Source organism: Streptomyces sp. NPDC031265, from assembly GCF_055570295.1.
On sequence record NZ_JBVIHM010000009.1, the window covers coordinates 126,592 to 144,468 of the forward strand.

At 70.9% G+C, this 17,877-nt stretch carries 15 protein-coding genes; 5 read left to right on the forward strand and 10 right to left on the reverse strand.

Annotated features, from left to right (window positions below):
• The first annotated feature begins 141 nt into the window (after positions 1 to 141).
• Positions 142 to 1,590 carry a M23 family metallopeptidase gene (locus tag ACZ499_RS16550; protein WP_468675652.1) on the forward strand — a complete coding sequence of 483 codons (1,449 nt, stop codon included), beginning with the start codon at positions 142 to 144 and terminating at the stop codon, positions 1,588 to 1,590.
• 51 nt (positions 1,591 to 1,641) lie between these two features.
• Here the strand turns inward: ACZ499_RS16550 and pcrA are convergent, their stop codons facing one another.
• The gene (gene pcrA / locus ACZ499_RS16555; protein ID WP_468675655.1) at positions 1,642 to 4,101 is read right to left on the reverse strand and encodes a DNA helicase PcrA; all 2,460 of its coding nucleotides are present in this window, start codon (positions 4,099 to 4,101) and stop codon (positions 1,642 to 1,644) included.
• Between the two features lie 219 nt (positions 4,102 to 4,320).
• On the opposite strand from pcrA, the gene ACZ499_RS16560 reads away from it, so the two are divergent.
• Entirely contained in the window at positions 4,321 to 5,481 is a 1,161-nt protein-coding gene (locus tag ACZ499_RS16560) for a C40 family peptidase (protein ID WP_468675656.1), read from the forward strand.
• 25 nt (positions 5,482 to 5,506) lie between these two features.
• Here the strand turns inward: ACZ499_RS16560 and ACZ499_RS16565 are convergent, their stop codons facing one another.
• Entirely contained in the window at positions 5,507 to 5,860 is a 354-nt protein-coding gene (locus ACZ499_RS16565; protein WP_467879595.1) for a hypothetical protein, read from the reverse strand.
• A 324-nt stretch (positions 5,861 to 6,184) separates the two neighbouring features.
• Here ACZ499_RS16565 and ACZ499_RS16570 point away from each other — a divergent pair, with 324 nt between their 5' ends.
• On the forward strand, positions 6,185 to 7,264 hold the full coding sequence (locus ACZ499_RS16570) for a C40 family peptidase (RefSeq protein WP_468675658.1): 1,080 nt from the start codon (positions 6,185 to 6,187) through the stop codon (positions 7,262 to 7,264).
• Here the strand turns inward: ACZ499_RS16570 and ACZ499_RS16575 are convergent.
• The 7 genes from ACZ499_RS16575 to ACZ499_RS16605 all read right to left on the reverse strand — a co-directional run bounded on the left by ACZ499_RS16575 (position 7,228) and on the right by ACZ499_RS16605 (position 15,618).
• The gene (locus tag ACZ499_RS16575) at positions 7,228 to 8,364 is read right to left on the reverse strand and encodes an alpha/beta hydrolase (RefSeq protein ID WP_468675660.1); all 1,137 of its coding nucleotides are present in this window, start codon (positions 8,362 to 8,364) and stop codon (positions 7,228 to 7,230) included. The genes ACZ499_RS16570 and ACZ499_RS16575 overlap by 37 nt on opposite strands.
• Complete coding sequence (locus tag ACZ499_RS16580) at positions 8,364 to 9,443, reverse strand: alpha/beta hydrolase (protein WP_468675806.1); 1,080 nt, start codon at positions 9,441 to 9,443, stop codon at positions 8,364 to 8,366. Before ACZ499_RS16580 ends, ACZ499_RS16575 begins: the two co-directional genes overlap by 1 nt.
• 255 nt (positions 9,444 to 9,698) lie before the next feature.
• Positions 9,699 to 10,721: a hypothetical protein gene (locus ACZ499_RS16585; protein ID WP_468675662.1), complete on the reverse strand. Its 1,023-nt coding sequence runs from the start codon at positions 10,719 to 10,721 to the stop codon at positions 9,699 to 9,701.
• Between the two features lie 26 nt (positions 10,722 to 10,747).
• Positions 10,748 to 13,006 (reverse strand): WXG100 family type VII secretion target, encoded by a 2,259-nt coding sequence (locus ACZ499_RS16590; protein ID WP_468675663.1) that lies wholly within the window; start codon positions 13,004 to 13,006, stop codon positions 10,748 to 10,750.
• A gap of 10 nt (positions 13,007 to 13,016) precedes the next feature.
• Entirely contained in the window at positions 13,017 to 13,475 is a 459-nt protein-coding gene (locus ACZ499_RS16595; RefSeq protein WP_468675665.1) for a hypothetical protein, read from the reverse strand.
• A 164-nt stretch (positions 13,476 to 13,639) separates the two neighbouring features.
• Entirely contained in the window at positions 13,640 to 14,341 is a 702-nt protein-coding gene (locus ACZ499_RS16600; protein ID WP_266982756.1) for a LuxR C-terminal-related transcriptional regulator, read from the reverse strand.
• Positions 14,338 to 15,618, reverse strand: coding sequence for a PspC domain-containing protein (locus ACZ499_RS16605; protein WP_468675667.1), 1,281 nt, complete (start codon positions 15,616 to 15,618; stop codon positions 14,338 to 14,340). The genes ACZ499_RS16600 and ACZ499_RS16605 overlap by 4 nt, the downstream gene beginning before the upstream one ends.
• Positions 15,619 to 15,815: 197 nt before the next feature.
• On the opposite strand from ACZ499_RS16605, the gene ACZ499_RS16610 reads away from it, so the two are divergent.
• Both ACZ499_RS16610 and ACZ499_RS16615 read left to right on the forward strand, forming a co-directional pair.
• Entirely contained in the window at positions 15,816 to 17,165 is a 1,350-nt protein-coding gene (locus ACZ499_RS16610) for a PspC domain-containing protein (RefSeq protein ID WP_468675670.1), read from the forward strand.
• Entirely contained in the window at positions 17,152 to 17,418 is a 267-nt protein-coding gene (locus ACZ499_RS16615; RefSeq protein WP_468411337.1) for a hypothetical protein, read from the forward strand. The genes ACZ499_RS16610 and ACZ499_RS16615 overlap by 14 nt, the downstream gene beginning before the upstream one ends.
• Here ACZ499_RS16615 and ACZ499_RS16620 read toward each other — a convergent pair.
• Positions 17,322 to 17,852 carry a DoxX family protein gene (locus ACZ499_RS16620; protein ID WP_468675673.1) on the reverse strand — a complete coding sequence of 177 codons (531 nt, stop codon included), beginning with the start codon at positions 17,850 to 17,852 and terminating at the stop codon, positions 17,322 to 17,324. The genes ACZ499_RS16615 and ACZ499_RS16620 overlap by 97 nt on opposite strands.
• Positions 17,853 to 17,877: the final 25 nt, after the last annotated feature.

The following is a 17,877-nucleotide window of genomic DNA, read 5'->3' on the forward strand; positions in this document are numbered from 1 at the left end:
GTTTCCTCATCCAATAAAACCTGCGGAAGATTGTCGCTGTCGCGTACCGCCGGGTACAGTCACGCCACTGCTTCCCCCACCGGGAGCCCCTCCCCAGGGCCCCCGGACCCAGGTCCCGTTGCCGAGGCGAGAGAGAAGTTGGTGACCGACCAGCACGCCCACGCCGGATACGCCGGATACGACGGCTATTCCACGGCGGACGCCACCGGCGCCCTCAACACCGACCCGCTCTTCGGTGCTCTGCCCGGCGGTTACGACACGAGCCACACCGGCACGTACGACACGGGCCAGTGGGACGCCTACGGCGCGCAGCAGTACCAGTACCAGTACCAGCAGACCTCGTACGACACCACCGGGCAGTGGACCATCCCGGCCCAGTCGGCCGGGCCCGATGTCACCGGGCAGTGGGACGCCAGCGCCTGGAACCAGGCGCAGCAGACCGGGCAGTTCGAGACCACCTCATTCGCGTACGGCGCCGCCTACGACACGACCGGCCAGTGGACCGTGCCCGGTGCGGGGTACGCGGCCGGTGCGTACGACGAGACGGGCACGTACAACACGGCCGCCTGGAACGTCGGTGTCGAGAGCATGGGCGCGCACGACGCCGTCGCCCAGCCCGGAGCCGGGCATGAGCAGGCGTACGAGCAGCACGGCTACGAGCCCGCGCACGAGAACGAGAAGGGCCACGCCGAGGCACCGGCGGAGAGCACCGCCCAGTTCCCCGCGCCCGACCTCGACTCCGACAAGTTCGAAACCCCTTCTCCTGAGGGGGAGTTGGACGACCCGCCCGCAGCCGAGCCGCTCGCCGCGGCCGCTACCGCTCCCGTCACCCCCCGCCGCCCCTCCGGCGCCCGCAGCCGTCGGCGCAGTCCGGCCAAGCGGTCCGCGCTGCTCACCGTCGCGGTGCCGTCCGTGTGTGTGATGGGTGTCGCCGGGGTCGCGGCCGCGTCCGTGAGCGGGCTCGGCGGCGAGAGCAAGGACGAGGGCACGGCCGTGACCGCGTCCGACCCGTCGTCGGTCAAGCCGGTCGCCGCCAACAGCAAGCTGGACACCCAGCTCGCCAACCTCAGCGCGGAGGCGGGCAACTTCGCCGACCGCGCCAGCCGTACGCAGGAACGTCTCGACCTCAAGGCCCGCCAGGACGCGGAGAAGCATCGCAAGGCCGAGGCGGCCGCGCGCAAGGAGGCCGCGCGCCCCAAGTTCCTGCTGCCGGTGACGCAGCGGGGCCTCAGCGCGTACTTCGGCCAGGCGGGCGTCAACTGGATGTCGGTGCACACCGGCATCGACTTCCCGGTCGACTACGGCACCCCGGTGATGTCGGCGATCGACGGCACCGTCCGTACGCAGTGGAACAGCGCCTACGGCAACATGGCCATAGTGACCGCCGACGACGGCACCGAGACCTGGTACTGCCACCTCTCCAGCACCAAGTTGCGGTCCGGCCCGGTCAAGGCCGGCGAGGTCATCGCGTACTCGGGCAACTCCGGCAACTCCACCGGTCCGCACCTGCACTTCGAGGTGCGCCCCGGCGGCGGGTCGCCGATAGACCCGCTGCCGTGGCTGCGCGGCCACGGGCTCGACCCGACCTAGGCCGAGCCCGTCACAGCGCCGGTAGAGAAACGATTTGCGGCCTCTTGGCTGCTACAGCTTCTCCACCGGCGCGTACCGCAGCAGCAGCTTCTTGGGGCGCTCGTCCCCGAAGTCGATCGTGGCCTGCGCGTCCGAGCCCGAACCGGTCACCGACACCACCGTGCCCAGACCGAACTGGTCGTGGGTGACGCGGTCCCCGATGGTCAGCGCGATCACCGGCTTGTCGCTGGTACGCCGGGTCGCGAAGCCCGACGGGCCCGAGCGCGCCCGCGAGGAGGACGGTCCCCCGCCCAGGCCCTTGCCCGAGACCGGTCCTGCCGGGGCCGCCATCGGACCCGTCCGCTTCCAGTCCAGGTGCTGGACCGGGATCTCCTCCAGGAACCGGGACGGCGGGTTGTACGAGGGCTGGCCCCAGGCGCTGCGCATCGAGGAGCGCGTCAGATACAGCCGCTCGCGGGCGCGCGTGATGCCCACGTACGCCAGACGGCGCTCCTCCTCCAGCTCCTTGACCTGGCCGAGCGCGCGCATGTGCGGGAAGACGCCGTCCTCCATGCCGGTCAGGAACACCACCGGGAACTCCAGGCCCTTGGCGGTGTGGAGGGTCATCAGCGTGATCACGCCGGAGCCCTCCTCGTCCTCGTCGGGGATCTGGTCGGAGTCGGCGACGAGCGCCACCTGCTCCAGGAACTCCGCGAGCGTGGGGGTGCCCGCGCCCTCGGCCCCTTCGGCCTCGCCGCGTGCCTGCTCGAACTCCAGGGCCACGGCGGCGAGTTCCTGGAGGTTCTCGATCCGGGTCTCGTCCTGCGGGTCGGTGGAGGCCTGCAACTCGGCCAGATAGCCGGTCTGCTCCAGGACCGCCTCCAGGACGACGGCGGGGCCCGCGCCCGAGTCGACGATGGTGCGCAGGTCGTCCATGAGCTGGTTGAAGCGCTTGACGGCGTTGGCGGAGCGGGCCGCCATTCCGTACGCCTCGTCGACGCGGCGCAGCGCCTGCGGGAAGGTGATCTTCTCGCGCAGCGAGAGCGCGTCGATCATCGCCTCGGCGCGGTCGCCGATGCCGCGCTTGGGGACGTTGAGGACCCGGCGCAGCGGGACCACGTCCTCCGGGTTGGCGAGGACGCGCAGATAGGCGAGGACGTCGCGGACCTCCTTGCGCTCGTAGAAGCGCACGCCGCCGACGACCTTGTACGGCAGGCCGACCCGGATGAAGATCTCTTCGAAGACACGGGACTGGGCGTTGGTCCGGTAGAAGATCGCGACGTCGCCCGCCTTGGCGTCGCCCGCGTCGGTGAGCCGGTCGATCTCGTCGGCGACGAACTGCGCCTCGTCGTGCTCGGTGTCGGCCACATAGCCGGTGATCTGCGCGCCAGCGCCCGCGTCCGTCCACAGGTTCTTGGGGCGGCGGCTCTCGTTGCGCTCGATGACCGCGTTGGCGGCGGAGAGGATCGTCTGCGTCGAGCGGTAGTTCTGCTCCAGCATGATCGTCGTCGCGTCCGGATAGTCCTCCTCGAACTGGAGGATGTTGCGGATCGTGGCGCCCCGGAAGGCGTAGATCGACTGGTCGGCGTCACCGACCACGCACAGCTCGCCCGGCGCCTCGTCCTGCCCGGCGGGGCCGACGAGCTCGCGCACCAGCGTGTACTGGGCGTGGTTGGTGTCCTGGTACTCGTCGACCATCACGTGGCGGAAGCGGCGGCGGTAGTGCTCGGCGACGTCCGGGAACGCCTGGAGCAGGTGGACCGTCGTCATGATGATGTCGTCGAAGTCCAGCGCGTTGGCCTCGCGCAGCCGCGCCTGGTACATCGCGTACGCCTGCGCCAGGGTCTTCTCGAAGCCGTCGGCGGCCTGGCCGGCGAAGGTCTCCTCGTCGATCAGCTCGTTCTTCAGGTTCGAGATCTTGGCGCTGAAGGACTTCGGCGGGTACCGCTTGGGGTCCAGGTCGAGGTCGCGACAGACCAGCGCCATCAGGCGCTTGGAGTCGGCCGCGTCGTAGATCGAGAACGACGAGGTGAAGCCGAGCTTCTTGGACTCGCGGCGCAGGATCCGCACACAGGCGCTGTGGAAGGTCATCACCCACATCGCGTGCGCGCGCGGGCCGACCAGTTGCTCGACGCGCTCCTTCATCTCGCCCGCGGCCTTGTTGGTGAAGGTGATCGCGAGGATCTGGCCGGGGTGGACGCCCCGGGTGGCCAGCAGATGGGCGATGCGGTGCGTGAGCACCCGGGTCTTGCCGGAGCCCGCGCCGGCCACGATGAGCAGCGGGGAGCCGGCGTGGACGACGGCCGCCCGCTGGTTCCCGTTCAGCCCCTCCAGAAGGGTCGCCGGGTCGACCACCGGGCGCGGGGCGCCGTCCCGGTAGTACGCGTCGTGGCTCGGGGGTGCGTCGAAACGGCCCTGGAACAGGTCGTCCGGCACCTCCTCCCGGACCGGGCCGTCCTCGGGCGGCGGCGGATGCTCCTCCTCGGAGGGCTGGAGGTCCGCCAGGAAGCTGTCGTCAAAGAGGCTGCTCATCGTCTCCCGAGTCTAGGACCCCGCTCTGACAGCCCGCTCCCGCCTTCGCAGAGACGAACCAACGACTACGGAGCGTAAAGGTCACGGGAACGTATCGGGCCTGTCGGACATCAACCTTCCCAGCGGCCACGCGAGTTGGCTAGCGTGCCGCCTCAACGGGGGAACGCCCCCGTCCGGGGACCGCCCCCGTCCGGAACGATCCGGAAGGAGGTGTCGGCCTTGCCCTCCCACCGCAAGCCGCGCACCCTCATTCGTACGGCCGCTCCCGCCGTCGGCATCACCACGGCCGCGCTCGCCTCGGTGAGCCTGCTGGCCCAGAGCGCGGGCGCGGCCCCGGGCAGGCCGAAGCCCACGGTCGAGGAGGTCCAGCGCAAGGTCGACGACCTCTACCGGCAGGCGGGCACGGCAACCGAGTCGTACAACCGGGCCAAGGAGGCCACCGACGACCAGCGCGAGAAGGCCGACGGCCTGCTCGACGAGGTCGCCCGGGGCACCGCCCGGCTGAACGACACCCGCCGGGTCCTCGGCAACTACGCCGCCGAGCAGTACCGCACCGGCGGCATGGCCTCGACCGTGACCCTGATGCTCGCGGACGACCCGCAGGCCTTCTTCGACCGCAACCACCTGATGAAGCAGCTGACCGGCCGCGAGGAGCAGGCGCTGCGGGACTTCGAGACCGAGCGGGCGGGCGTCGCGAAGAAGCGCACGGCCGCGGCCCGGGGCCTGGAGCGGCTGACCGCCTCGCAGGAGTCGCTGCGGGCCGGCAAGAAGGACGTACAGACGAAGCTGGCGGCGGCGCGGACGCTGCTGAGCACGCTCACCGCGCAGGAGAAGGCGCGGCTGGCGGCGCTGGAGGAGAAGAAGCAGGAGGAGGCGCGGAGGAAGGCGGCGGAGCTGGCCGCACGTCAGGCGGCGGCCCGCAAGGCGGCCGAAGCCGCCGAAGCCGCTGAGGCGGCCGAAACCGCGAAGAAAGCGCCGGGCACCGGTACGGGCACGGGCACGGGTACCGGCACCAGCACCCCGTCCGCCTCCACCAAGGCCGCCAAGGCCCTCGCGTTCGCCCGCGACCAGATCGGCAAGCCATACGTGTGGGGCGCGACCGGGCCGTCCTCGTACGACTGCTCCGGGCTCACCCAGGCCGCCTGGAGGGCCGCCGGGGTCGATCTGCCGCGCACCACCTGGGACCAGGTCAAGACCGGCACCCGGGTCGCCACGGCCGAGCTGCGCCCCGGTGACCTGGTCTTCTTCTACGACGACATCAGCCACGTCGGCATGTACATCGGCAACGGGATGATGATCCACGCGCCGAAGCCGGGTGCGTACGTCCGCGAGGAGTCGATCTACTACATGCCGATCTACGGGTCGATCAGGCCCGCCTAGGCGTGGGCGCGGATCGCGGGCGCGCTCACGTCCACAGCGTCGCGATGAAGATGTTCGCCACGGTGAGCCCGCCCACCGCGCCGAACAGCGCCTTCTCCACCTTCTCGTCGTCCCGCTTCACATAGACGAGGCCGAGGATCACCACCAGGACCGCCAGCTTCAGGCCGATCTTCGCGGTGTTCACGGAGTTGTCGTCGGCCTGGTTGAGGCCGACCAGGGCCACGCCGGTGACCAGCATCGTCAGCGCGCCGTGCAGCATCGCGGGCACGAAGCGCGCGGTCCCGACACCCATCGCCTTCATCTGGGTCAGAAAGCCTCCGAGCAGCGAGGCGATGCCGATGATGTGCAGGGCGACGAAGACATTGATGAGTACGTCCATGGTTGGGGAGCCTAACCAGGCTGTATCAGGGGGTGGCGGGCAGGTGGGTCTCGTCCGGCTCCTCGGTCACAGCGGCATCGGGAAGCGGGCCCAATCGACGGCAGACCGGTCACATACGGTCGCGCGACCGCCGGAACAGAACACTTCGCGCATTGCGTCACTCCCCCGTGTCACCGAGGTTTAGCGTCCTCCCCCAGGTGACCGACTCCCCATCGCCGCCCCCTCAAGGGCGGTCATCGGTCGCCAAGCCGAGAGATCCGGCGGCGGGCCGTCCCCCCTGTGCGGCCCGTCGCCGGATGTGCACGGAAGGACGTGAAGGCCCTAGTGGCTGCGCACCGAAAGCCCAGGCAGCACCCGCTCACCGGCCCCGCCGCCCGCACGGCGGCGACCCTCGCACTGGCCGGAGCCGCCACCGCCACCGCCTTCGAGGGCTCCGGCCACGCCGAGCCCCGCCTGACCCCGGCCCAGGTCAAGGCCAAGGTGGACAGGCTGTACCAGGACGCGGAGATCGCCACCGAGGCGTACAACGGCACCAAGGAGAAGGCGGACGACACCCAGAAGTCCGTCGCCGCGCTGCAGGACGCGGCCGCGCGCAAGACCGGCCGGCTCAACAGCGCGCGCAACGCGCTGGGCTCGATCGCCACCGCCCAGTACCGCACCGGCGGGATCGCCCCCGCGCTCCAGCTGATGCTGTCGTCCGACCCTCAGCGGTATCTGGACGACGCGGCCTTCCAGGAGCGGGCCGGGGAGCGGACGGCGAACGCGGTGGCCGGGGTCCGCAAGCAGCTCGCCGAGCTGAAGCGGCTGCACACCGCCGCCGACGACCGGCTCGCCGAGCTGCGCGACCGGCAGGCCGAGCTCAAGCGCCAGAAGGAGACCATCAAGTCGAAGCTCGACTCGGCGCAGGCGCTGCTCAGGCAGCTGAGCGCCGAGCAGCGGGCTGCGTACGAGGGCCAGGACGGCGCCCGTACCGACGCGGGCACCACCGGCCGCGCCGGCCGCTCCTCGGCCCCCGGGGCGCCCGCCGCGCCCGCCGGGCTGCTCCCGGCCCCCAGCGGCCGGGCGGCGGCCGCCGTGGCCTACGCCTACACCGCGCTCGGCAAGCCGTACGTGTGGGGCGCGACCGGGCCGTTCGCGTTCGACTGCTCGGGGCTGACCCAGGCGGCCTGGGGCGCGGCGGGCGTCGCGCTGCCCCGGACCACGTACACGCAGATCAACTCCGGTGCCCGGGTGTCCCGTTCCGCCCTGGCCCCCGGCGATCTGGTCTTCTTCTACTCGGGCATCAGCCACGTCGGGCTCTACATCGGCGGCGGCCAGATGATCCACGCGCCGCATCCGGGGGCGCCGGTGCGGCTCGCGCCGATCGATCAGATGCCGTTCGCGGGCGCGACCCGGCCCGCCTGACCGAGCTCCTTGGTGAGCCAGCGGAAGACGTCGGGCACCTGGTGCTCCCAGACGCTGCTGCGGTGGCCGCCGCCGTTCAGCCGGACGACGTGGACGGTGGTCGGGGCCTTGGCGGCCTTCTTCAGGGCCAGGCCGTCGTTGTAGCCGTCGCCCCTGTCGCCGGAGACGAACAGCGAGGTGCGCGGCGGCGTCTTGGCGTTCTTGAGGATCCACAGCGGGTTGGACTCGCGGCGCAGCTTCGGGTCGTGCGCGGTGATCGAGGCGCCCTCGGCGGCCGGGTCGTTGTAGCCGGAGAGGTCGACGCCGGCGCGGTAGCGGTCGGGGTGCGCGACGGCGAGCTTGGCGGCGCAGTGGGCGCCCGCCGAGTACCCGGCGATGGCCCAGCCCTCGGGCCCGGTCGCGGCCCGGAAGTTGTCGGTGATCATCTTGCGTACGTCCACGCTGATCCAGGTGTCGGCGTTGACGGTGCCCGGCACATTGGCGCAGCCGGTGTCACGGCCGTCCAGGAGCGTGGTGCGCGGCGAGACGAGGATGAACGGCGCGACCTCGCCGCGCTGCATCATCGGCGTGAGCTGCCGCTGGGTGTGCAGCGAGCCGAACCAGGCGCCTATGGAGCCCGGGTACCCGGGCAGCAGCTCGACCACGGGGAACGTCTTGTCCTTGTACGCGGGGTCGTTGTACTGCGGCGGCAGCCAGACCGCCACATCGCCCTCGACGCCGGAGATCGCGCCCTTGAGCGTGGTCTTCATGACGCCGTCGCCGACCTTGCCCTTGTACTCCCTGAAGTTCTGCTTGACCTTGGGCGCCGAGGCGGCCTTCTTGCCGCCGGTGCCGTCGGGGCCGAGGTCGGGGGCGGCGTTGACGTGGTTGCCGGTGCCCAGCAGATCGTCCCAGTTGTCGTAGAGCCCGTTGGCGTTGTTGACCATCACGAAGACCACGAGGACTGCGGTGAACTGGGCGAACAGCAGCATGAACAGCCGCGAGGCCCCCCGTACCACGGCCGGCCCGCCGATCCTGCTCCACAGGAACAGGGGGAGCAGCAGGGCCGCCGCCGCCACGAGGACGGCGGTCAGCAGGAAGGGGGTACCGGTCAGGCTCATCACGGACGGGAAGAGCCGGTTGCGTTAACTGGAGTTGCTCCACTTTGCGAGGGCTTTACTCTTCCGGCGCTTGATTCCGTGCGTGGCTCCGCGCCCACCGGCCCCCCGACGACCCCGCTGAGCCAGCGGAAGGCCTGCGGCACCATCGGCTTCCAGACGGTCACCCGGTGCCCGCCGGCAGAGGGGACGACGGTGACGCGGGTGGGTGGCTTCGCCGCCCGCTGGACCGCCAGACCGTCGTCGTACCCGTCCTGGGGCTCGCCCGAGAGGTAGAGCGAGGTCAGGGGCGGGCGGCGGGCGTGCGTGAGTATCCACAGGGGGTCGGTGGTGCGGCGCAGCCGTGCGTCGTGGGCGGCGATGGAGTCGGGCTCGGCGGCGGGGTCGTTGTAGCCGGAGAGCCCGACGGCCGCGCGGTAGCGGTCGGGGTGCTCGATCGCGAGCTTGGCCGCGCAGTGGGCTCCCGCGGAGAACCCGGCGACCGCCCACCCGTCGGCGTCCTTCCGCGTACGGAAGTTGTCGGTGACCATCTTCCGTACGTCCACGCTGAGCCAGGTGTCGGCGTTGACCACGCCCGGCACATTGGCGCAGCCGGTGTCCTTGCCGGGCAGCAGGGTGGTGCGCGGCGAGACGAGCACGAACGGCGCGACCTCGCCGCGCTCCATCATCGGCTTCAGCTGCGTCTGTACGTCGAGGTTGCCCCACCAGTCGCGGGCGGAGCCGGGGTACCCGGCGAGCAGCTCGACGACGGGGAAGCGCTTGTCGCGGTAGGCCGGGGCGTCGTACTGCGGCGGCAGCCACACGTACACCTCCCCATCGGCGCCCGACACCCGCCCCATGAGGTGGGTGAGCCGCAGCCCCGGTCCGATGTCGGGGTCGTCGGTGACGGCCGTGAAGGCCTGCCGGGCACGGGGAGCGGCGGAGATGTCCCGCCCCCCGGTCCCGTCCGCCCCCAGGTCGGGCGCGGCCGCGACATGGCTCTCGGTGCCGAGCAGATCACCCCAGCTGTCATAGAGCCCGTACTGGTCATTGACGGCGACGAACACGACGACGACGGCACTGACCTGCGCCACGACCACCATCCCGAGCCGCACCCCGACCCGCAGAACCCTCGGCCCCGGACCCGTCCCCATACGGCCAGGGGGACGAGGACGGCGAGGACCGTGGTGATGAGGGCGGCGGCCAGGACGGGGGTGCCGGTCAGGTCGGTCAGGAGGGCCGGGTTGGTCTGGGGGGTCACATGGGGGGAGAGGGAGGGCGGGGGTGTCCGGGTTGACTGGTTTGCCGGGTTTTTACATGGGGTGCGGCCGGACGATCCAAGGGGTGCGCCCGGAAGATCAGAACTCCTTCAGCTTGCTGTCGGCCCAGTCCCGTGCGACCCGGGCGTTGGTGCCGGTCTTGCCCAGCGGTTCCGCGACGGACTCGGCGGTGCGGCCGGTCGCCTTCACCAGAACAGCCACCATGCCCTCGGTCTGCCGCCCCAGACTCGCGAACCCCTTGGTGGCGGCATCACGCTCCCAGGTGCTGACGATGTGTCCGGCCGGGTCGGCCGAGAAGGCGGGGACGGGCGCGTCCGCACGCGCGACGTCACGCATCACCACCTCCTTCCAGACCTCTTGGTCCTTTCCGGAACGTGCAGAGAGAACGTCGGCCGCGAGGGCGTCGAGGGATCCCAGGGCGAAGGAGCTGCGATAGATCGGCGCCGCCACCATGTCGCCGTCCGTGGCCTTGGAGATGGCGGCCAGCCCCTCCGCCGAACGCCGGGTGTCGGCGTTGCGGACCGCGGCATAGGCGGCCGGATCGTCCGACACCGCCCGCAGGACACGCACGAGGGAGGCGTCGTACACACTCATGTGGACACCCTCCCGGTCCTGCCAGGCCCCACTGCCCGGAGCGGCGTGGGTGTTGTAGTCCCTGGAGGCGGAGACCAGGTCGATCATCGTGTGCACGTCGGCGGAGTAGTCCGCGAGCATGTCCGCCACCGGTCGCCGCAGCGGTTCCGCCATGTCCGCCCTGCCGCGGTTCCTGATGTCGCCGTCGAGCGCATAGAGGATGTTCTGCATCGCCGACGCCTGGTCCATGCTGTGCCGCCCCGGGCTGTCACCCAGGACCGCCTTCTTCATGGCGCCTGCCAGCTCCTGGCAGGCCATGTCCTTCTCATAAGCTGGTCCCAACGCCTTCTGCAGGGTGGCTTCCTTCAGGACACCTCCACAGGAAGGCGTCTGGTCGTCGTCGGTCCGCAGGAAGAGCCAGGCCGACACCGCGCCGGCCAGGACGGCGGCCCCCACGATCGCGGCGAGAACCCGCCCCGGGATCCGGCGAGGACCCTCGCGCCCGTCCTGGCTTTCCGATGTCGTCACTGTCACAGCTTCTCCGGCGTCCTGGGTCAGTTGGCGGTGTCTGTCAGATAGCCCCTGGCCTGGTTTCTGCCACTGTCCTGAGCGTCGTTCATCAACCCGGTGACCGTGGTCAGCGTGGCCTGGCCCTGGGGCGCACTCAAGTCGTAACGCCCCTGCGCCCATCCCTCGGCCATGTACCTCAGGTGCTTGTTCGCATCCAGGTACTGATCCGAGATGGCAGCATTGGCTTCGTTGTCCGCCTTCGCCTTCGCGCTGTTGGCCATATCCCACGTCCAGGTGTCGACTCCTCGCTGAAGGGAGTCGCCCACGGCGATGGTCACGCCGCCCGTCGTCACATAGAGCGGGGTGACGGCGCCACCGATCAGGTGGTACATGACCTTGGCCTTCCAGTCCGCCTTCGCATAGGCGCTCATACGGTCGTCGTTGACGATGTCCTCGTGGATCGCGCCGTACGCGCCCATCACCGTGCCCGCCTTGTTGAACGGGGCGTTGCGCTCGTCACCGGTGGCGCCCCCGGGAACCTTCGCGAGCACCTGGTCGATGTACCGGGACTCCGTCTTGTCGAGATCCGCGAACGCGGCGGGGTCGTCGGACAGCCCTCGCATCACCTGCACCAGCTTGTCCGGCGAGGTCGACAGATGCGCCTTGCCGTCCGCGTCGACGAAGGACCCCTCGGTCATGTTGTGGAGATAGCCACCTCCACCGTTGCCGAGGATCTCGTGCGTGTCCGGGGCGTACTCGGCGATCGCCTTGGCCACCGGGAGGCGCAGGTCGGCCGGGATCGAAGTGCTGGTTCCCTGGTCGAGGTTCTGGATGAGCGCGTTCATCACCCGCGCCTCGGCCGGGCTGTGCGTCGGAATCGGCCAGGGGTCGTCGTGCTCACCCAGCGGCGGATGCCCCGTCGCCGCCGCCTCAAGGGCCGCTCCGAGACCGGCCCGGGCGTTGGGCAAGTCGTACGTCGCTGTAGCCACACCGCCGGACACCATGTGCTGCGGCCACTCGCGCGTGCCGCCCCCGTGCCCCGCGAGGTAGTGGAGGTGGTCCGCGCCCGTCTTGTCTGCCGGGTCGAAGAAGAACGTCGCCGCGTCCGGGTTCTTGCTCATCACGCCGAGCAGCGCGTCGACCGGGTCCGGGGTGACGCCCTTGTAGTCGGCGCCCCAGGTGTCGAAGATGCCGGACTTCTTGGCTCGCTCCGCCGCGATCATCTGATCGCCCAGCGCGTTCAGATACTGGTCGTCGTACGTGCCGTCGGCCTTCTGCATCAGCGTGGTGAGGAGCTGGTAGCCGCGCAACGGCCGCAGGTTGTCCCCATAGTTGTGGACCCCCGCCTTCTCCATCCCCTCCATCCACCCCTTGTAGAACTTCCCGTCCGGGCTGTTCAGCCACTCGTTGTACTTGGCCGAGCCCGGCGGCATGTCCGTGACCTTGCCCGGGACCGTCGTCGCGGTGGCCAGGGACGTGGCGAAGCCGCGTTCCAGGGCCGCGTAGTCGTCCTTGTGGGACTTGTCGGAGAGCGACCAGTCGTTCACGTGCTGGGTGAACTTGATCGCGCCGTCCGGGCCCAGGCTCTGCAGCACGGTCTGGGTGAAGACCGTGTCGTGCGAGTTGTCCCGGAAGAGCGACTCGGCCTCGGCCAGTTCCTCGGGGGTCAGCTTCTTGCCGTCGTTGACCTTGTCGGCCAGCTGGATCATGGCCTGGGCCTCGTAGTGCTCAACGTCGCCGCTGGCCTTGGCGTTGAAGCCGTTGTTCGCGTCGTCCAGGAGGTCGGTGTCGGCGCCGACCGCCTCCAACGCGATCTTCACACCCTGGTCGGCGTCGTTCATGGCGGTCACGGCCTGGGCGATGTGCTGCGACCAGGAACTCTCGGTGGTGCGCAGATCCGGGTCGTGGCGGACCGCGTTGGCCTCCGCCGCGCCGACCTTGCTGTAGTCGAAGGTCGCGCCGCCCGTCTCGGAGACCTTCATCCCTGCCTTGATGGCGTCGTCCCGCGCGGACTCCACCCTCTTCTTCAGGTCCACGAACTGGGCGTGGGCGTCGCGCAGCAGCGAGGCGACGGCCTTGGCCTCGGTCTGGGCTGCGACGTACTGCGCGTGCGTCGTCGCGAAGTTCGGCCGGGAATAGAGCGAGGCCTGGCCGGTCCAGGTGCCGTCCAGGCTCACGTTCTGGACCTGGGTCTTGTAGCGCTCTTCTAGCTTCTTCAGCTCGCCCGCCATGTCGTCCCACTTGGTGGCGGCCGTGGTGAGCTGCGAGAAGTCGGTCTTCATGATCAGTTCGTAGGTCAGCATTGCGGGACTCCTACGAGTGCGGCGGCGGCGAGAACTGGCTGATCGAGGACGGTTTGACGAGCGGTCCGAAGTCGTTGCCGACGCCTATGTCGTTGTTCAGGAACAGGCTTGTCGTGCCGCGCAGCGCGGACTTCTCCCCGGCCAGCCGGCCGAGCAGCGCAGTGACGGACTTGCCCCAGGTCTCCTGGGCCTTGGTCAGCCCGGCCGCGGTCGCCCAGCCGGTGAAGGCCTTGACCGTCGTCCCGTTGGTCTCGTCCGCCCAGGCGCCGGCCTTCTTCGTGTTCGGCTCGAAGTCGGTCTCGATGTCGTTGGCGGCGGTCTTCTTCCGCGAGGCGCTGGAGTTCAGGTCCTTGTCGCTGCCCGGCCCCGACGGCGGAAACGGCCCGTCGTAGGCCCCGTTGAGCCGCGTGGTCACCGGCTGCTGAGCCGCTGCCGCCTTGCTCGACGCCCACTCTTCGTCAAAGCCCATGGACGACCCCTCCCCCGTGTCCGACGATCACTTCGCATCGTAACTACCGTGACTACCGTGCAGAGAACGCTCGTTGAGTTTTGACGCCGTCCTGACAATCCCGGTTCCGCCCGGCCCCCGGAGTCCCCGCAGACCTTCCGTCCGACCAGCCGTCAGACCAGCCGTCAGACCAGCCGTCGAGCCGTCGCCCAGCGCGTCAGCTCATGGCGGTTGGACAGCTGGAGCTTGCGCAGCACCGCCGAGACGTGCGACTCGACCGTCTTGACGGAGATGAACAGCTGCTTGGCGATCTCCTTGTACGCATAGCCGCGCGCGATCAGCCGCAGCACCTCCCGCTCGCGCTGGGTGAGGCGGTCCAGGTCCTCGTCGACCGGCGGCGCGTCCGTCGACGCGAAGGCGTCCAGGACGAAGCCCGCGAGCCGCGGCGAGAACACCGCGTCGCCCTCCTGGACCCGGAAGATCGAGTCGACCAGGTCCGTTCCCGTGATCGTCTTGGTGACGTAGCCGCGGGCGCCGCCCCGGATCACCCCGATCACGTCCTCCGCCGCGTCCGAGACGGACAGCGCGAGGAAGCGCACCGGATTCTCCGCGGCCGCCATCAACGGGGCCGAACGGCGCAGGACTTCCACCCCGCCGCCACCCGGCAGATGGACGTCGAGGAGGACGACCTCCGGCCGGGTCGCCGTGATGACCGTGATCGCCTGGTCCACGTCGGCCGCCTCCCCGACGACCTCCACGCCCGTCTCCTCGGTACGGCCGATCTCCGCCTGGACGCCCGTGCGGAACATGCGGTGGTCGTCGACCAGGACGACCCGCACCCGCCGCTCGGCACCGCCCTGAGCTCCCTGGGTCTGCTCCGTCGTCATCCGTCCACCCTCTCCATCTCCAGCTCGACCTCGGTGCCCCCGCCGGGCACCGAACGCAGTCGCGCCGTTCCACCGTTGCGCTGCATCCGGCCGATGATCGATTCTCGTACGCCCATGCGGTCGTCCGGCACCGCGTCCAGATCGAAGCCGGGGCCCCGGTCCCGTACGGACACGAAGACCGTACGGCCCTCGACCTCCGCGAAGACCTGGACTGCGCCGCCCTCGCCACCGTACTTGGCGGCGTTCACCATCGCCTCGCGCGCGGCCTGCATCTGTGCGGACAGCCCCTCGTCGAGCGGGCAGTCGCCGACGACCACGACCTCCAGCGGCACACCGTGCTTGTCCTCGACCTCGGCCGCGGCCTTCTTCACCGCCTCGGCCAGCGTCTCCGGCTCCTCCGACTCGTCCTTGCCCGTGCCCCCCGGCTTGTAGAGCCAGGCCCTCAACTCGCGCTCCTGGGCGCGGGCGAGGCGCCGCACCTCGCCCACGTTCTCCGCGTTGCGCTGGATCAGCGTGAGGGTGTGGAGCACCGAGTCGTGCACATGGGCGGCGACTTCCGCGCGTTCCTGGGCGCGGATGCGCATCAGGCGCTCCTCGGAGAGGTCCTGGGTCATCCGGACGAGATAGGGGCCCGCCAGCAGGGCTATGCCCGCGATGACCGCGAGCGCCGCCGTCAGTACGTTGCCGAGCTGGGCGGCCGAGCCGCGCACCACCACGAACCCGGTGAAGCCCGCACCGACCAGCGCCACTCCGGCCAGCCCCCGGGCCAGCGGCAGCAGCCGGCTGCGCCGGGCGCCCTCGGTCCAGCGGGCCCGCCGGGCGTTGTCCGCCTGGCGCCACACCAGGACCACTCCGGCGCCTACCAGCAGCGTCGGCCAGATGTACGGACTGGCCCAGCCGCCCACGTTCACATTGCCCGCGAAGATCGCCGCGCCGATGCAGAGCGCGATCAGGGCGACGACCTGGCCCTTGTCGGGCTTGCGCAGCCGTCGGCGGCCGTCGGGGCTGACCTCGAACGCCGAGCGCGGCTCGGCGGCCGTACCGCCCAGGCCCAGCGGCACCACGAACCAGAACACCGCGTACAGCAGCGCCCCCAGCCCGTCGATCATGAACAGGCCGAGGAAGACGATCCGCACCCAGACGACCGGCAGCCCGAGGTGTCCGGCGAGGCCGCGCGCCACGCCACCGAGCATCCGCCCCTCGGCCGAGCGGTAGAGCTTGCGCACGGGGGGTTCGTCGGCCTCGGGGGGCGCGGTTCGGGAAGCGGCGACTGGCATGGACCGATCGTCACACGTCCGTGCGGGTGCGGGCATCAGGGTAAGCCCCCAGGACGCCCCTGATCCGCGATCCCCGCGCGGGGGAGCCGGGATCCCCCGCGCGGGGGAAGCCCCACCCCCGCATCAGGGGCAATCTCAGGGAGAGGCCAGGGTCGGGGCGGGTGCCGGACCCGCGGACCGCCCGTCACCATGGAGTCATGACTCAGCCGACCGAGACCCCCGTCGCGCCGCCGGACCCGGATCCGGACCCGGCGCCCGCCGCGCAGCCGCGCCGCAGCGGTCACAACAAGGTGATCGGCGGCGTCTGCGGCGGGCTCGGGCGGTACTGCGACATCGACCCGGTGATCTTCCGGATCGCGTTCGGCGTGCTCACCGTCGTCAGCGGCCTCGGCCTGGTCTTCTACGGGTTCGGCTGGCTGCTGCTCCCGCTGGACGACGAGGACGAGAACGAGGCCCGGCGGCTGCTGTCCGGGCGGGTCGAGGGCCCGGCGCTGGCCGCCGTGCTGATGGCGCTGGCGGGCTGCGGGATCTTCCTGTCCATGCTGAGCAACGGCTCGGTGATGAGCTTCGCCTGGCTGCTGACGCTGGCCGTCGCGGGCATCGGCGTCTGGTCCCAGCGCCGCTCGGCCACGCCGCCGGACGCCCCGCCGGTCACGGCGGCCGCCCAGACGGCGGCCGGGGGCTCCTCCCCGGCCTTCGGCCCCGGGACGGCCCCGCCCGAGACCAAGGCGCCGCCCACGCCCGTCTCGCCCTCCTGGTGGCGCGACCCGATCGTCAAGGACGGCACCACGGGCCCGGTCGGCACCGGCTATCTGTGGGGAGCCGAAGGCGCCGACGCGGCGCCCGCGTTCGGGGCCGGGGCGCGCGCCAAGAAGGCGGACCAGGCCAAGAAGGCGGCCGACCGGGCCACCCGGGGCCCGCGTTCCATCGGCGGGTTCGTCTTCCTGCTCGCGCTGCTCGCGGGCGGCGTCGGCACCGCGGGCGCCTGGCGGCACCAACCGCTGGGCACCGCGCTCCAGATCGGCCTCACCGCGGCCCTCGTGGTGTTCGGCCTCGGCCTGCTGATCAGCGCGTTCGTGGGGCGCACCGGGTTCGGCACGCTGTTCATGGCGGTGCTCACGGCCGCCCTGCTCGCCGGGGCCTCGGCGATGCCCAAGACCATCACGACCCAGTGGACCAGGACCGACTGGACCCCGGCCGCCGCAGCGGACGTACAGCCGTCGTACGCCCTGGGCTCGGGCGAGGGCACCCTCGATCTGAGCAAGGTCGTGGTGCCCGTGGGGCAGAGCGTGAAGACGCGCGCCGAGGTCGGCGCGGGGCGGCTCAAGGTCGTCGTGCCCCTGGGCGCGACCGTGAAGGCGCACATCGTGGTGGGCGTCGGCGACGTACAGCTGCCGACCGAGAAGCCGGAGGACGTCGACATCGAGCCCAACCAGAAGAAGAGCGTGACCCTGCCGCCGCCCGCCGGGGCGAAACCGGCCGGGACACTGGAGCTCGATCTGCACGTCTCCATCGGCCAGGCGGAGGTGGACCGTGCCGCGTCATGAGTTCCGTCCAGGACGGCTGATCGCGGGGGCGGTGATGGTGGCCACCGCCGTCCTGTTCGCGGGCGACGCGGCCGACGCGTGGCAGACGCCCTGGTACGCGGTGATCCCGCTGGTCTGCGGCGGGCTCGGCCTCGCCGGGCTCGCCAGCTGGGTCGCCTACAGGGTGCGCAAGCGGCGCCGCGACGCCAGCCAGGCGTCGGCGGACAGCAGCGGCGTCCCGGCGAGCACCAGCGGCAGCCAAGCCATCAAGTAGGCCAGGTCGTTGCCGTAGTAGTACGGCGTGGTCGCCCAGCTCACGGTCAGCCACAGGCTCAGCGAGATCAGCGCGCCGCCGGTCGCCGCGAGCCGTCCGAACAGGCCGACCAGGATGCCGATTCCGACGGCGATCTCGCCGATGGCGATGGCGTACCCGAAGCCGACCGGGCTCTTCAGGGCGAGGTCGACGAGGGCCGGGATCGCGGAGCTGTCTCGCACCGAGTGCATCAGCTCCCCGATCGAGCCGCTGCCGCTCGCCTTGAGGGTGGTGGTGCCGCCGGTGAGCTTGTCGAACCCGGCGTAGACGAAGGTGACGCCGAGGAAGACGCGCAGCGGCAGCAACGCGTACCTGCCGGCCGTCTCCTTCAGACCGCGCAGGCCACCGCCGGTGGCCGCCCCGCCTCGCGTCCGGGTGAGATTTCCGTGTGCCATCGCCGTTCCCGCCTTCCGTAACCCC

What these genes read in the sequence shown, in the direction of transcription:
- ACZ499_RS16580 (WP_468675806.1), bottom strand. Translation starts at nt 9,443, where the DNA reads ATGGTGGTCGTGGCGCAGGTCAGTGCCGTCGTCGTCGTGTTCGTCGCC.
- ACZ499_RS16595 (WP_468675665.1), bottom strand. Translation starts at nt 13,475, where the DNA reads ATGGGCTTTGACGAAGAGTGGGCGTCGAGCAAGGCGGCAGCGGCTCAG.
- ACZ499_RS16590 (WP_468675663.1), bottom strand. Translation starts at nt 13,006, where the DNA reads ATGCTGACCTACGAACTGATCATGAAGACCGACTTCTCGCAGCTCACC.
- ACZ499_RS16605 (WP_468675667.1), bottom strand. Translation starts at nt 15,618, where the DNA reads ATGCCAGTCGCCGCTTCCCGAACCGCGCCCCCCGAGGCCGACGAACCC.
- ACZ499_RS16575 (WP_468675660.1), bottom strand. Translation starts at nt 8,364, where the DNA reads ATGAGCCTGACCGGTACCCCCTTCCTGCTGACCGCCGTCCTCGTGGCG.
- ACZ499_RS16565 (WP_467879595.1), bottom strand. Translation starts at nt 5,860, where the DNA reads ATGGACGTACTCATCAATGTCTTCGTCGCCCTGCACATCATCGGCATC.
- ACZ499_RS16600 (WP_266982756.1), bottom strand. Translation starts at nt 14,341, where the DNA reads ATGACGACGGAGCAGACCCAGGGAGCTCAGGGCGGTGCCGAGCGGCGG.
- ACZ499_RS16610 (WP_468675670.1), top strand. Translation starts at nt 15,816, where the DNA reads ATGACTCAGCCGACCGAGACCCCCGTCGCGCCGCCGGACCCGGATCCG.
- pcrA (WP_468675655.1), bottom strand. Translation starts at nt 4,101, where the DNA reads ATGAGCAGCCTCTTTGACGACAGCTTCCTGGCGGACCTCCAGCCCTCC.
- ACZ499_RS16620 (WP_468675673.1), bottom strand. Translation starts at nt 17,852, where the DNA reads ATGGCACACGGAAATCTCACCCGGACGCGAGGCGGGGCGGCCACCGGC.